This window comes from Plantactinospora sp. KLBMP9567, from assembly GCF_033446045.1.
GTDB lineage: Bacteria > Actinomycetota > Actinomycetes > Mycobacteriales > Micromonosporaceae > Plantactinospora.
This window is the reverse complement of the sequence record NZ_JAWQRR010000042.1, coordinates 60,070-73,877: the sequence shown is the minus strand read 5'-3', so window position 1 is coordinate 73,877 and position 13,808 is coordinate 60,070. Positions and strand designations below refer to the sequence as shown.

Here is a 13,808-nt window from a genome sequence, read left to right as displayed (position 1 = left end):
GCGGCCGGTAAGATCATCGCGATCACCGACCCGAGCCTGACGCGTCTCACGGTCGGATAACGCAACGGCACCTTCGGGACTTCCGGCCGGCAGACCGGAGACCAGGCCAGGATCTCGTCCAGCACCGGGCAGGTAACGGCGATGGTGACGGTAACGCCGGGACAGTACGCGCGTGTCGGTCGTGGCGGATAACATCCCGCGTCGTGACCGCCGTTGCCACGTACCGGTATTTCCGGCCTGCCGTCCGGCGTCCCGACGGGCTCGCCCTGCAGACCCGTGGCGGTCCGCCGGCTTACCCGCGGTTCTTCCCCGGTTTCCTGAGCAAGCCCCGGGCCGCCGCTGGTGGCCCGCCCGTGAGGGACCGGACATCGCGGGCAGCGCGGTCCCAGCAAACACGCCCTCGCGGTCACGATGCTCGTCGGCCGGGCGGAGGTCCCAGCGTGACCAGTGACCTGTTCGACCTCATCCACGAAGGCGCGGTTGACGAGATCACGGTGGCGCTCACCGGCCTCGACGAGTCGCGACGGCGCCAGATCGACACCGAACTGGTGGCGTACGTCCGCAAGCTCCGGGACAACCGGTGGGCCGGCCGGAAGGCGACGGCGCTGGCCGTCGCCGCGGTCGGCGCTCTGCCGAGCGCGGCGAAGGTGGCCGAGTTGCTCGGCCGGCGATCGGTCTCGCTCGACGAGGAGGACGGGCCGCCGGTGGTCCGGATGGCGCGGCACCGGGGCGTCGACTGGCTGCCCGAGCTCGCTCACCGGCTGGCAGACCGGCTGCCCCGGACGGATCCGTGGATCGCCACGCGTTTCATCGCCTACCTGCTCGTGGCGGACCGGGCCGCGCCCCCCACCGACGAGCGGTTCGTCACGGGCTGGGTCCGCATGTTGTCGTGGCCGCCTCGACGGGAGCGCGAAGTTCCGCTGCTCGACCGGCTCCGCATCGACCCGTTCCTCGATACGCTGCTGCCCCGGCTGTTCGAGGTGGACGGCCTCGGCACCCGGCTGGGGTTCGACGACTTCAAGGCCGGGGAGAACCTTGCTCTGCCGTCCGCGCTCGCCCGGCTCGCCGCCGAGGGCCGGCTGGACCGGAAGGTGCTGCTGCGGAGCTGCTTCGACCGGCTGGTCCGAGGCGACCGGGCCGCCGCGTTGCGCCCGTTCGTCGCCCTGCACGACCTGCTCGCGCCGACTCCGGCCGAGTCCGCCGAACACGTCGCCGACTACCTGCGCCTGCTCGCCGACGGCCCCGGTCCGGTGGCGTCGATGGCGCAGCGGGCGTTGCACGGACTGCCAGAGGTCGAGGTGGAGGCCCTGCTCGACGCGTCCCGGACGGTGCTGGCCCGGCCGGACAAGGGGCTGGTCCGTGCCCAACTCAACTGGCTCGACCAGCTCGCCCGGCAACGGCCGGACCGCGCCGCGGAGATCGCCGCCGTACTCGGAGAGGGCGCTGGGCATCCCGCGGCCGACCTACGGGACCGGGCCGCCACGCTGGCGACCAAGCACGGGGCGGTGCCGGCACCGGCGCCGACGGCGGTTGAGCACCGGGGCGACGAGCTGCCGGCACCGCCGGTCCTGGCCGCCGCCCCTTCGCCGATCACCGAACCGGACGAGTTGGTCGAGGAGGCCGCCATCCTGCTCGGCGGCGAGTTGGCCATACTGCCGTTGGAGCGGGTGCTCGACGGCCTGGCCCGGCTGGTCGGTGCTGACCAGCCCCGACTCGCCCGGAGCCTGAGAGCGGTGGTGGACCGGCTCCCGAACCGGAGGTTGGAGCACCCCTGGGATCCGTGCTGTCTGCACGGTCAGCTGGCCGGGTTGCTGCGGGCAGCGGTCGAGGCCCCCGACGCCGCCGCGCTGCGGGCCCGCTGGGCCGGCCTGCTCGCCGCACTCCGCCAGGCGGGCCCCCCGGATCCGCGCGTGGCGCCGCCGCACTGGCTGCTCCGGCTGCGCCTCGCCGAACTCGGCACGCAGCTCGGCCGGGCGCCGGCGGATGTCGGCCTGCTCGCCGCGCCGACCGCCGCCAACGGCTCCCTCGACCCCGGCGTGCTGCATGAGCGGGTCGCCGCGCAGCAGTGCGGCGGCTTGTTCGCGGTGAGGTTGAGTACCGCGCCGCCGGGGATCAGGTCGCGGAAGAGGACGTGGAGCCGGTTGAGGAGCCGTACTCGTTCGGCGGCCGGGGCGTCGCGGCGTACGCGATCAGCCGATGTCCGAGGACGGCGGGTGGACAGTGCCGCCACGATTGTTGTCGTCCTCGCGGCGAGCAGCGGTCCGGACGGCGTGCAGCTCACCAGGGTGTACCGCTCGTACAACGGCTCGGGCGGAAACACCCGGTCGACGAAGAGCCCGTCGATGTCCGTGCAGTCGGCGGGTCTTTTCGTCGAGCAAGCGCCACTCCAGAGGGATCGGCACGCACCGGCCTTAGCCGGCAGGCGCGTCACGACCCGCATGTAGACCGGGACAGGTCTTTCCTGCCTCAGCCGAACGAGCCCTTGGGCGGCAACCCGGGAACCGACGCCAGCAAAGCCGGCGACGGGCGCACGCTCAGCCGAGGTCGACCGACCCACCTTCCATGATCGGGTACCCGCTTTCCTCAGCCGACCACCTCCGTGCCGTGCCGGACGGGTCACCGCTGTCTTGGGGTGAGGGCGTCGGCGCCCTCGGCGGTGCCATAGCTGCCCACCCGGTCGGCGGCGATCCGCTCGGCCAGTGCGAGCGCCGTGACGACGTGGCCCTGCGCGCCGGCTACCCCGTCGACCGTCGAGATGCGCCCGGTGAGTGCCTCGTCGCCGCGAACCGCCTCGATGGCGCTGCCGTCACCGGCAGCCGTGCCGGCTAGGACGATCCGCCCGGCCGTGCCGAGCTGTGCGGCCATGGTCACGATCGCGCGGTTCCGGTCGGCCGAGTCCTGTTCCACGTAGGCTGCCCCGGTCACCAGGACGGCCGCGTCCGCGGGACGGTCGATCCGCTTCGGCCCGGTGAGGTATCCAGCGTCGGCGTATGCGGACAGCACCACCGAGCGGCTGGCGACGAGCGGTGCTCCGGGCGGGTCGGGCGTGAGCAGAACCTTGGCCAGGAGCGCGCTGGCGGTCTCGACTCCGTCGCTGTTGGCCGGCAGCGTGCTGGACGGCGCGCTACGGCGTGTCAGGGCGAGCAGGTCCAGCTTGTCCTTCGGGTTGAAGAATGCCTCCTGGATGTCAATCGGACCCGTGACGGCGGCGCCAGCCAGTTCGAGTTTCTCGATTACGCCGTCGGCGTGGTCGCGTCCGGATGGCGTCGTCACCACCACGACCCGGCGGCCGACCAGTGTGCTGCGGAGTACAGCCGGCGCTGTCTCGTTAATGTAGTCGTCCTTGTGGCTCGCCTCCGCCTGGAGATCGTCGGCCGTCTGACGGAGCTGCTTGTTGGCCTTGTGCGCCGCGCTGAGCGAGTCGCTCAGTACGTCGGAGGCCAGTCCGTTCGCCGCGGCGGTGCCGAATACCGCACCGACTGCCAGGGCGAGGAACACCGCGGCGAGAGAGACCATGTGATAGCGGAAATTGATCATCGGCGTATCCTACGACCCGGCTGGGCGAGTCCGCGGAGACCAGGGTTCGGCTGTTGTCGCCGGCCCGGTGGCGATTGTGGCGACGCCGGTCGACAAGCAGCCGAATCGGGGACGAGGCTCGTCTGTCACCGCATCCTGACCTTTGAATTCACTGAAGATAGGATCCTCCCCCAGGACCACGGTCCTGTGCCCGATCTCGGCATGGTCGGACGCCGCGCGCCTGCCGTACGCCGCCACGCTCTGTGACCCGTGCACACCCGGCCGCCACGTGTGCTCCGGGACATGAACGGATGCCCAGCACCTGACGTCGACGATCGCAGGCAACGCAGATCCGCAGCCGCACTCGGCGCCGCCGGTGTTCTACTCGCTGAACTCGGTCACGGAAAACGCCTTGTCCAGCCGACCGGCGACCAGGTCGTCGTGGCGGATCACAAAACTCCCGTAGTAGAACTCGTCGGCCAAGGAAAAGCGGGCGAGCGACACCCAATCGCTCGTCAGCCGGTGCTTCTCCTTTTCCACATGGGAATACCACTTTGCCACCGGGATGACGATTTCGCCGGCCTTCTCGCGCCCCACGAGGATCTGCTCCGCAATACTCGTGATCACCTCGTCGTCGGCATACCCGCCGATATAGGCGCTGGGGAGCCCTTCGTCGGGCGGCCAGAGGTCGTAGGCCAGAGCAGAGAGTTCGTCCAGGTGCGGCAGGTCACGCTCCAGGTCACGGGCCAACTGCTGCTGGAAGGGCGACGGGTCGTCCTCGTCCTCGTCCGTGCCGAACCAATTGGGCAGCTGCGCGAGGAGCGTGGCGCCGACGTCGTACTGCTTGCCGACGAACTCATAGTTGGTGGGTTCTTCCGCCACCTCGGTATCGGTGCCAGCCGGTACGTACACGACTCGCGCGTACCTCCGCTCCCCGGTGGCTCTGGCCAGGTAGTCCTCCTCGTGGTCCAGGAAGAAGAGCAGCGAGCCGTCTACCGACAGGCCGAAGCCGTCGACTCTCGGCAGCGCCGCACAGTCGACGGAGAAGATGAACGGCAACGGAGTGACCCCGGCGAACGGCCAGTCCATGCCCACCGGCAGCCGGGGCAATCCACCGAACTGCCCGACCGGAACACCTCCGGAACCCCCGCTCAACCCGATCGACAAACGGAGGTACTTGGTGAACCCGCTGGTCTCGTCGTCCGGGATGCCCGACTCGAGCGCTGCCCGACGAAACTGCCCCTGATGATCCATGGCCCAGCATGATGCCACGGAGACAACGACGAGAGGGCGAGCCGGCGACCGGGGTTGGCCCACGGCCCGCAGACACCTTTGTCGGCACCGCCGGGGTGATCGGGCACGCCCACATCGGCACGAGCGTGCGTCCGACAAGTCGAACGACGGCGTACGGAGCGCCAACGGATTCCGGTTCCTCGTCCGCGACCCCGACGCTGGGAACACAGCCGCCGTCGACGCGGTGTTCACCGCCGAAGGCATCACGGTAGTCAAGACTCCGCCACGCACCCCGAGGGCGAACTCCTTCATGGAACGCTGGGGCCGCAGCCTACCGGAGGAATGCGCGGACGACATGTTGCTCCACAAGGAACGACTCGCCCTGACCGTGGCCAACGCCGCAGGCGCGGACACGGACGTGGGCCTGCTCCACGACCAGCCAGACCCACCGTGACCTGAACCCTTCCCAGGACGGCCCAACTGGGCCGGCACTGCAACCACATCGACCTGGCTGGACCCAACTCCCTGGCACCAGGGGTGAGGATCGCACGGCTGCTGCGTCCGCCGGACCGTTCCTGCCCGTCGGCCCTGATTCCCACCGCCGCCGCGACTCCACGTTCGCCCGAGGGTGTCGGCCGAATAGCGCCGTTTTTCCTGGGGTTTGCGTGGCCCGAATTCCTTCGACCGGGCTACTGTCATACCCCTGTACGGGCGGTGATGTGTCCGGAAATTTTGCCTTCGCTCACTACAGTGACACCCGCACCGATAGCGTCGACGGTGTGGTCCGACTGTCAAGGACTTGGGCGAGGTGCCGGTGGGCGAAGCGTGTGAGTCGGTAGATTGGAATCCGCTTGGCTCGGCCGGGGCACACTCCCAGCTGGCCGGCGTGGTCGCTGGCCTCGTCTTCGCTGGCATAGTCATGCTGATCGATAGAGGGACGCCGAGACGTCCATCGGCCAAGGCGTTGACCATGTTCATCGCCGGCCTGGTCACGTTCGCTCTGGACAGCTTTTTCTTTGGCGTCATCGCCGGTGAACAGACCTGCCCCCGGGCCTGGACGCAGACGACGGTGGCGGCTGGGATGCTTGGGGTTGGCTCGCTCACCCTGTTCACCGGCTTAGCCTGGCTGATCGCCGGGCGCAGCGAGTTCGAGTCCCCCCTCCGGTTGATCCGGGTGACCGCCTACGGTCTGTCCTTGGTGATAGTCGGACAGTTGGCGGTGACCGCGCACGACTATCTGAGGGATGTCCGGCCGGAGGGGATGTATCTCTGGCTCGACTGGCTGGTCCGGGCGTGGTCGGCGCTGGTCGCGCTGGTCGTCGTCGGGCACGCGTTTGCTCCCCGACTTCGTTACGGGGCGCATCGGGCGGTGACCCACGCGGCCTACCTCGGGATTGCCTACGTCCTCAGCTGTGCCGTCATCTTCGGCCTGTTGACCACTGTCGACCGGAGCTACTGGGCGGACGGGGTCTCGCCAGGCGTATTCATAGCCGCCGCTCTCCTGTCGGTCATGCTGCCTGGCATAGTGGTCGTTGTCCAGCTGATGGCCTTCCCGTCGGCGACGGTGGCGGTTCGACCGCCGGTCGCTCCGGCGCTGCCCGCTTCCCGCGAGCCGTCGCCTCCGCGTGGCAAGCCGCCGGCCGTGGAAGCCGCGATTGGCTCCGAGGCGCCTTCTGCCGACCCGCGGGACAACGCCAACTGATCCGCTCCCCCGGCAGCAGCAGCCAGATCGGGATGAACAGCATGCCGATGAGGCCGGTCCGGCGCAGCAGCCACCATACATACACCGCGCTCCACACCCCGACCAGCGCGACGGCCGCGACGGTCAGTGCCACGTCTCCCGCCGGCTCAACCCGTGCAGTCAGAAGGTGCCCACCGATTCGGGTAGTGCCCGCGCCGATTTCCTCGCCGCCCACGCGCCGGCCCTGGTGCGGAAACGACGTAGTTGTGGTTATGTCCGCCCACGCCCATCTCGCCGTCACCGCCGCACACCCCGAAAAGGGGGATCCGAACCCGACCGACAGGGGCTCATCCCACTCACCTTGGGCGAGGTCCGCCGTCTCCTGGCACACTTGATCACGTCTATCGATGGCCATGGTGGCGCCGTCGCCGCCAGTACCGGGCAAAAGTAAGCCACTACCAGCGAAGACGACTCCGAATACAGTAGGTACGGCTGGAGTACTAGCCGATGGCAATTCGTTGGAGTGTTGGTGTCCCGTGCCAGGCACGCTCGGCTGCCTGCCCTCACAGTGTGCGCGGGCCACCCTCTAGGCCGAAGAACCAATGCCGGTCGGTCACGGGCACCGGCGGCAGTTGGTCCTGGATCAAGCATTCGATCGCCTCGGCGAGGTCGGCGACCACCTCGCCGTTGATCTGCTCATGTCCACGCAGGAAGAGGGGCTCACCCTCGATCACGTAGCGATGAGCAGCCTGCACCGACGTGACGACTCCGTACCCGCGCAGCCGGCGTCCCGCCTCCGCGATGATCGCGCGGACGTAGTCCTGTTGCTCGTTGTCCCAGTTGCCGGCGTCGAGTAGGAAGGCGAAGCTGGCGCCGACCTGCACGTGAGTTCGCAGCTCCTCCAACACCGGATCCGTCCATGGTGACCGCTGCCCGGGTGGCGTCTCCCCGGCCACCTGAATGGCTTCCAGGAGCAAGACTCCGAGGCTGACGTCGTAGGCCCAGATCCACCGCCCACCAAACCCGATCGGTACTGTCTTGCTCACTCCACACCCACCCGTCAGTAGCCGAACCTCCCGCGAGACGGCACCGGGCGAACATCGGCGGGCTTCTACCGTGATCCGAGTATGACTGCCATCCGGATCCGCCGCAGTGCGCGCGTTGCCCGCCTACCCGGCCATCACCGCATGGTACCGACGCCACGCGGCCGTCGCGTTCTGTCGTGCCGATGAGCAGATGACCAGCAACCTCACTCGGGGCTACAGACACGGGGTCCCTTCCGCGCCCTACACCACGAGCACCACTTCGAGGACGGCAATGGCTTCGGAACGCAGATGACCGACGGCAGGACCATCAGCGCCCCCTTGGGACCGTTGGGCGCGGTGGCGATCCGGACACTGATCGCGCCGTACTTACGACGCCTGTTGAAGCGGCGGGCAGCACACATCAAGTGCCTGGCGGAAGCCCGTCGCAGGGCGTGACGATCACACGAGGCATCCGCAACTGCCGCAGAGCACCCGCGGCGGTGGGCTACGCACGGGTCAGAGAGCGTGGCAGCATACGGCTGATGCGCGGCGTCCGATCATGCCGCAATCCAGGCATGCTCGCCCGGCAGGGCGATCACGCTTGGTAGCTGCCTCTGAGTCGAGCGGGCGTGCTGTCCTGCTGAGGACCGGATGTCGAACGGGTGCCGTGACACGGGTGCGTTTCCGGCGAACGGAGAAGATGCCCTCCCCGACGATCTGGCCCGGCCGCGTGCCCTGCCGACTTGGCTTGACCGACGGCGCGGCGCCGTCAGGCCATTGCGGGGAGGATGATCCGCTCCAGCATCGTGAGCGGGGTCCGCCCCTGGTCAGGGTCGTCGTAGTTGCCCGCGGTGATGGCCACGGTGAGGTCCAGGTCGGGCAGGACGAACAGGCGCTGGCCGCCATTGCCCATGCCGGTCGCCAGCCGATGATGTTGGAGAGAGCCGATGTACCACTGGTAGCCGTACTGTTCGCCCCAACCGGTCTGTAGGCGTGGCTGGAGCATGGCGTGAATCCAGTCGGCGGGGACGATCCGCTGACCGTCCCAGGCTCCCTCTGCCAGCACGAGCTCGCCGATCCTGGCCAGGTCGCGGGGCGAAAGTCGCAACCCGGACGCGGCTGAGGCCACTCCGTCCGCGCCAGTCATCCATTCGACGCCGTCGATACCCAGCGGCGCAAACAGCACGGCCTGCCCGTACTGCGGCAGCGACCGCCCTGTGCCGTCGGAGATCAGCCGGCCGAGCAGGGCCGTTGCGCCGCCGCAGTAGGTCCATCGGGCGCCCGGCGGCCCGAGGATCGGCCGCTCCAGGATGTACCGGTACCGGTCCGGCGCCAGCTCCATCGCGATCTCGGCATTGGCTGGGCTGTCGTAGGGAGCGTCTTCGCGCCATTCCAAGCCCAACGACATTGTCAGCGCGTGCTCGACGGTGAGCCGGGCACGCTGGGGATCGGCCGCCAGGTCGGGATACTGCGGGAACTGCCGCAGGAGCGGCTCCGTCGGCGGCGGGACCAGCCCTTCGCCGAGCGCGACGCCGTACAACAACGCGGTCACGCTCTTGGTGACCGACCGGATGTCGTGCAGCGTCTCAGGCCCGAACTCGAGGACGCCCAGCGAGGCGTTCCAGGCGAAATCCTCACCCGCCCCGTAGTACTCCAGCAAGGGTTGGCCACCGCGAACCGCCACGACGCCGTGCAGACCACCGACCTGGCCACCTTCGACCATTTCGTCAAGGCGGTCATGCAACCGTGTCGTCATAGGGCCACTCCACGAGGATCGCCAACCAGCGGAACAGCGGACGATTCGTTATACCGGAAATTGCCGCTTCCATGCCATCCGAGCAGGAGGAGTCCAAGCTGGCCCCCCACAGCTGCCACCACGGCCACGATCCGATCCCGGAAGCGATCACCTCCTGGCGCAGAGCCTCGACATCCCAACCGGACCGTGCCGGCCCCACGTTGTGTGCCACACCCGGTGGGTCGCTTCCGCGCGCCGGTCGACGCCGGGCACGAGCAACACCAATCGCCACGTCCAGTGCGAACCGCCGACCACACCCGCATTTTGCCGCCGCCCGGGCGCCCCGCCCCCAGTCGGAGCCGTCACGCCTCGTGGTCTCCCCACAGCTTGTAGGGACCGGGGCCGCCGGCGCCCATGTTGCCCGGCTGACGCCGCGACAACTGCCGCGACCGCAGCGGCCTTCGCGGCGGAGGGTACCGGCCTCGCCATCGTCTACCTGCCAGTGCCGTTAGCGCGGCCGCCGCTGATGGCGTAGATGGCGCCGGTCGAGAAACCTGGCGATCCTCGGATTCCATCCAGGATCAACTGCATAGTTCTGCCGCCGACCGTACGCCGCGGCGGCCGGGTGCATCACGCACCGTAGGGTGCTTCGCGGCCACCAAAACCCGGACGTGTCGAATTGAGTGCGGTCAGTGTGTTTGGGTCTCCCAGAACGATCAGTATTCCGCGAAAGTAGCGATGTGGATCACAGCCAGACTCGAAAACGAAACAGCCGTACATCCGGCTCGTTGCCGCCGCTGGTTGGTTTGCGTCGTACAAACTGCACGTCACAGCCCTGGTCCCGGTTCACGAGCCCCAGATTGTCCTGGTCGCCAGCCGGCGCCGGCTCACCGCACTACCCGACGCCCGACTGTCGAAATAGGCCTGTTGCTCGAACGGGAGTCGACGCGGACACCGGCCTTTCCTCCCGGCTGCTGACACCCGAGGCCGCCACGGCGATGCGCGTCGACCGGCAGCGGCGGGCGAGGTCACGCCTCGACAAGGTCCTCGATAAGCGCTGGTGGGGCGTCGTCGACCTCCCCGGGCTGCGGCGCTTGGACGGTCACCGGCTCTCCCCAACTGTGGTAGCTGAACCTGACCATGGCCAGCTCCGGCACAACGCTCGGCACGTCGATCTCGATCCAGCTCCATCGGCCCTGAGGTTCGGTGAAGACCTCGAACGGAACCGCGGTCAACCGCTCGGAGAACTCATTGAGCGCCCGCCCGCCGGCACGTCCCGACCTGGTCAGGTCGATGGTGCCGAGAAAGGTGTGCCCGCCGTCCCGCTTCGCGTTGACGATGCTCTTCACCAGGGTGACGGCACCGCTCGGGTCGTCCTCCGGCATGAAATCCAGCGCACCACCCTTCGCGACGCCCCCAGCCGGGATCCGCAGCCACTTCCGCGGCAGTCCCGGCGAGCCGGACAACCGCATGTAGTGGTCCTGTTCCGCCCGGATCAGCTCGACCACCAGGGTCTTGCCGTCGCTCTGGTCCAGCTCCATCCGCATGGTGCCCTTCCGTCCGACTGGATCCAGCCTGGCCTCCGAAGTCATTCCGGGCGCACGCATCGAGACCCCGATCGTCGTAGCGTTCATCCGCGCCGCCGACTCCGCCAGCTTCTCCAGTGCGGTGAGCTGCCTCGAGGTGGTCTCGACGGGCATGGGTCGCCCGTCGGCCCTGCCCGAGAGCCCGCAGCCGTTGAGGGCTAGGGCGAGTGAGACAACGACCGCCGCCAGCGCCACAGAGGCATGCCGGCGAGTTCCCATCGAGGTACTCCTTCCGCGACCGCGCCCTCGGCGCTGGAACCAGGCGGGCCGGATCCTAATCCGTCCTCTGGGGCTGGTCGTCGCCGGGCTGGGACTGTCCTTCTTGCCGTCTTCCTGGATGTGGCCGCCCCGGGGCTGGCACCGGTGGTGGTCACACGGTGGTCCTGGTTCTGGCTCGTCTGCACCGCGCCGTCCGGTCTCGGGTACGCGGCCGAACAAGCCGGCATGGACTTTGTGGGACTTGCCCAGGCGTATCGGTTGTTCGATGATCCGGGGCACCGGGCAGAGGTCTCCTCAACGGCTCGGGCGAGCGAGCTGGAGCGGCCGGCCTACCTGACGAGGTTCGTCGATACCGGCAAGGAGAGACAGAGCGACATCGTTCCTGGTGTGTGACATGGCGGCGCACCGGCCTGAGCGCGATTGCGCCGCTGGCGCCCGGTCGGCGGTCAAATCCGTACACCTGATCTTGGATCGAACGGGATCCGGCCGGTGCTGGACCGGATCGGGGCCCGCAAGCGGATCAGCCGGCGCTCACGACGTCAGGGACGCGGCGGACGAGGCGGATCCTCAGGCGTAACGCGTGGTCGTGCAGAAGGGGGTCCGGTCGATCGAGTGCCCACGCCTTCGCCGCCGGCCCGATCCGGTACCGCCTTAAGGGCCTGCCCTCGGCGGTTTCGACGTGCGGCGACGTGACCGCCTGCAATGCCTTCCAGGCCGCGTCGACCAGGACGACGAAGTCCCGCTGCACACAGTCGGCTTCATCCTCAGGGAACCACTTGAATGCCAGCCGGCCCGGCGACATCGATTCAGGCCGCTCAGCCGTCGCCCGGTACCGACCGCCGGTAGCGGCGAGCACAGCCTCGTCCGTGGTCACCACCGAGGTGTGCAAGTACTGGATGAGAGGCCCTGTGGTGCCGCCGTCACGGTTGAGCAGCCGCAGGAACGCCTGTGTGCGGTCGTGGTGCAGCGCAGCCGGCAACGAGTCGTGCAGCTTGATGGTCCGGGCTCGCTGGTCGTGGGTCTCCCATTGCCCGAGGTCGGCGACCGCAGGCGCCAGCGCATCGTCGAACGCCGCCTCGTCCGCGGGCAGCATGAAGGTGCTCACCTGCTTGGACCGCGACCCCGGTTCGAACATTCGGCCATGATGACAGACGCCCGATCCTCTTGGCGGCCACGGTCCGCAGATCATCTGCGGGCGCCCGACACCGGCGTAACAGCAGAAGCATGTCCTGCCACGAGGGACCCGCTCATCGCGGCAGGTCCGGATGTCTGAAGGGATTGATGAGGTGTCCACTTCTCGGCAGTCGCGGTCATCGACCGGCACGGTGTGCCGGCCACCAGGCATGACGGTCCCGGCCGGGGCGGCGCGCACGGTCGGCGGCAGTTGCGGACGCCTGGCTCGGTGGCTGGGGTCCGACTCTGCGGTGGAGTGTCCGTAGGCCAGCGGCCGAGCCGCGTATCGTTGATCAGGGAGCTGGTAGGGCGGACGCGCGTAGTGCCGCGGCCAGCCACTCGAACGGGAACCGCTCCGGCGGCACATTGTTCACGGCGGTGACCAGCGCCATGTACCGGTCGAACGGTCCCTGCGGCTCGGGCGGGGTGCGGTCCCACTCCGCGCCCGCCAGCATGTGGTCGGCCGCCTGGATCCGGAACTCGGGCGTGTCCGGCATCCCGGGTCTGTCCGGTGTCGCGAAGATGCCGGTCAGCCACCCGATCCACCGGTCGGCGATCTCCCGCCCCCGCGGCGAGTCCGGCGGCACCCGCTCCCGCGCCGCGTCCATCACCGCCTGGCCGATCGGCGTGGCCGCCTCCAGAGCGTCCAGCATCGGCGACGAGGTCATCAGCGGCCCGGCCCCGGTGGTGCACACCTCGTACAGCTCACGGCGCAGGGCCTGTCGGACCTCGGTGTCCCGGACCAGCTCGGCCAGCTCGATCCACGCCTCCAACTGGGCCGCGGTGGGATGTTCGGGCAGCTCCGGCCGGGCTGCCCGCCACCACTCGACCATCCGCTGCGGCGGCTCCCAGCCGGTGGAGACCTCGGTCCAGAACTCGTCGATCAGCCGGTCGCGCTCCTCGTCCGGCATGCCGGCCAGCTTGTGCATCAGCGTGACCTGCTCGGCCTTGGAGTCCTGCCGCAGGATGGCCGACAGCACCGCGCGACGGCTGCGCAGCCGTGCCTCGTGTCGGTCCAGCAGGGCCAGGTGGGTGGTGGCCAACTCGCGCAGCGTCGCCTCGCCGGCGAGCATCCGCCTGATCTCGTCCAGGCTGGCGTCGAGTTCCCGTAGCGTCCTGACCAGTTCCAGCCGGGCGATGGCCGACACGTCGTACAGGCGGTGGCCGGCCGGGGTGCTGGCGGCCGGCGTGACGACACCGGCGTCCGCGTAGTATCGGACGGCGCTGACGCTCAGGCCGGTCCGCCGGGCGACATCCCCGATGGCGTACAGCTCGTTCATGTCCACGGTGCTCACTATGCGATCTCAAGCGGCTTGAGATACAAGCCCCTAATCAGGTCGCCTGACATTCTCGGGAGACGGCCCAGGCTAGGTCGACCCGGCCACTCGACCAAGATCACGTACCTGGTCGAGCATGACCGTGCGCCACACGCCAGCCGAAACCGGCACCCTGCCTAGCTCGTAGGCGACCTGTCGCGGCGCGTACTCCACAGCGGGTTCGTGCGCCCGCCGCTGCACGGAGAGCAGTGGATGTGATCATGGGATGGTGACAGTGAATCTTCTTCAACCTCCCCTTGCGGTCCGTGGGAGCGCGAGGTCGGACGCGGTGTGTGAGCGCCGCGCGACTCAGGTTGAAAATGG

10 protein-coding genes are annotated in these 13,808 nt (G+C 68.8%); 3 read left to right on the top strand and 7 right to left on the bottom strand.

Features of this window, described 5'->3' with window-relative positions; genetic code table 11:
* Positions 1–440: 440 nt before the first annotated feature.
* A complete protein-coding gene (locus R6Y94_RS31570) occupies positions 441–2,444 on the top strand; it encodes a DUF6493 family protein (RefSeq protein WP_318399547.1) in 2,004 nt (667 codons plus the stop codon).
* A 172-nt stretch (positions 2,445–2,616) separates the two neighbouring features.
* Here R6Y94_RS31570 and R6Y94_RS31565 read toward each other — a convergent pair whose 3' ends face one another.
* Together R6Y94_RS31565 and R6Y94_RS31560 are read right to left on the bottom strand one after the other, a co-directional pair.
* Positions 2,617–3,537, bottom strand: a complete 921-nt coding sequence (locus R6Y94_RS31565) for a copper transporter (RefSeq protein ID WP_318399545.1) — start codon at positions 3,535–3,537, stop codon at positions 2,617–2,619.
* Between the two features lie 360 nt (positions 3,538–3,897).
* Positions 3,898–4,770, bottom strand: a complete 873-nt coding sequence (locus R6Y94_RS31560) for a DUF1963 domain-containing protein (RefSeq protein WP_318399544.1) — start codon at positions 4,768–4,770, stop codon at positions 3,898–3,900.
* Positions 4,771–5,548: 778 nt separating this feature from the next.
* On the opposite strand from R6Y94_RS31560, the gene R6Y94_RS31555 reads away from it, so the two are divergent.
* Positions 5,549–6,451 carry a hypothetical protein gene (locus tag R6Y94_RS31555; protein ID WP_318399542.1) on the top strand — a complete coding sequence of 301 codons (903 nt, stop codon included), beginning with the start codon at positions 5,549–5,551 and terminating at the stop codon, positions 6,449–6,451.
* A gap of 542 nt (positions 6,452–6,993) precedes the next feature.
* Here R6Y94_RS31555 and R6Y94_RS31550 read toward each other — a convergent pair.
* The 3 genes from R6Y94_RS31550 to R6Y94_RS31540 form a co-directional block, all read right to left on the bottom strand.
* The gene (locus R6Y94_RS31550; RefSeq protein ID WP_318399540.1) at positions 6,994–7,407 is read right to left on the bottom strand and encodes a hypothetical protein; all 414 of its coding nucleotides are present in this window, start codon (positions 7,405–7,407) and stop codon (positions 6,994–6,996) included.
* An 817-nt stretch (positions 7,408–8,224) separates the two neighbouring features.
* Positions 8,225–9,211 carry a serine hydrolase gene (locus tag R6Y94_RS31545; protein ID WP_318399538.1) on the bottom strand — a complete coding sequence of 329 codons (987 nt, stop codon included), beginning with the start codon at positions 9,209–9,211 and terminating at the stop codon, positions 8,225–8,227.
* A 1,007-nt stretch (positions 9,212–10,218) separates the two neighbouring features.
* Entirely contained in the window at positions 10,219–10,995 is a 777-nt protein-coding gene (locus R6Y94_RS31540; RefSeq protein WP_318399536.1) for a hypothetical protein, read from the bottom strand.
* A gap of 144 nt (positions 10,996–11,139) precedes the next feature.
* Between R6Y94_RS31540 and R6Y94_RS31535 the strand changes: the two genes are divergently transcribed.
* Positions 11,140–11,388: a hypothetical protein gene (locus tag R6Y94_RS31535; RefSeq protein WP_318399534.1), complete on the top strand. Its 249-nt coding sequence runs from the start codon at positions 11,140–11,142 to the stop codon at positions 11,386–11,388.
* A gap of 127 nt (positions 11,389–11,515) precedes the next feature.
* On the opposite strand, the gene R6Y94_RS31530 is transcribed toward R6Y94_RS31535, so the two are convergent.
* Together R6Y94_RS31530 and R6Y94_RS31525 are read right to left on the bottom strand one after the other, a co-directional pair.
* Positions 11,516–12,130 carry a hypothetical protein gene (locus tag R6Y94_RS31530; protein ID WP_318399533.1) on the bottom strand — a complete coding sequence of 205 codons (615 nt, stop codon included), beginning with the start codon at positions 12,128–12,130 and terminating at the stop codon, positions 11,516–11,518.
* Positions 12,131–12,461: 331 nt separating this feature from the next.
* On the bottom strand, positions 12,462–13,454 hold the full coding sequence (locus tag R6Y94_RS31525; protein WP_318399743.1) for a MerR family transcriptional regulator: 993 nt from the start codon (positions 13,452–13,454) through the stop codon (positions 12,462–12,464).
* Positions 13,455–13,808 lie beyond the last annotated feature (354 nt).

Bases quoted from the DNA above. Each gene is read 5' to 3' on its own strand.
- R6Y94_RS31565 (WP_318399545.1), bottom strand. From the start codon at position 3,537: ATGATCAATTTCCGCTATCACATGGTCTCTCTCGCCGCGGTGTTCCTC.
- R6Y94_RS31560 (WP_318399544.1), bottom strand. From the start codon at position 4,770: ATGGATCATCAGGGGCAGTTTCGTCGGGCAGCGCTCGAGTCGGGCATC.
- R6Y94_RS31545 (WP_318399538.1), bottom strand. From the start codon at position 9,211: ATGACGACACGGTTGCATGACCGCCTTGACGAAATGGTCGAAGGTGGC.
- R6Y94_RS31540 (WP_318399536.1), bottom strand. From the start codon at position 10,995: ATGGGAACTCGCCGGCATGCCTCTGTGGCGCTGGCGGCGGTCGTTGTC.
- R6Y94_RS31530 (WP_318399533.1), bottom strand. From the start codon at position 12,130: ATGTTCGAACCGGGGTCGCGGTCCAAGCAGGTGAGCACCTTCATGCTG.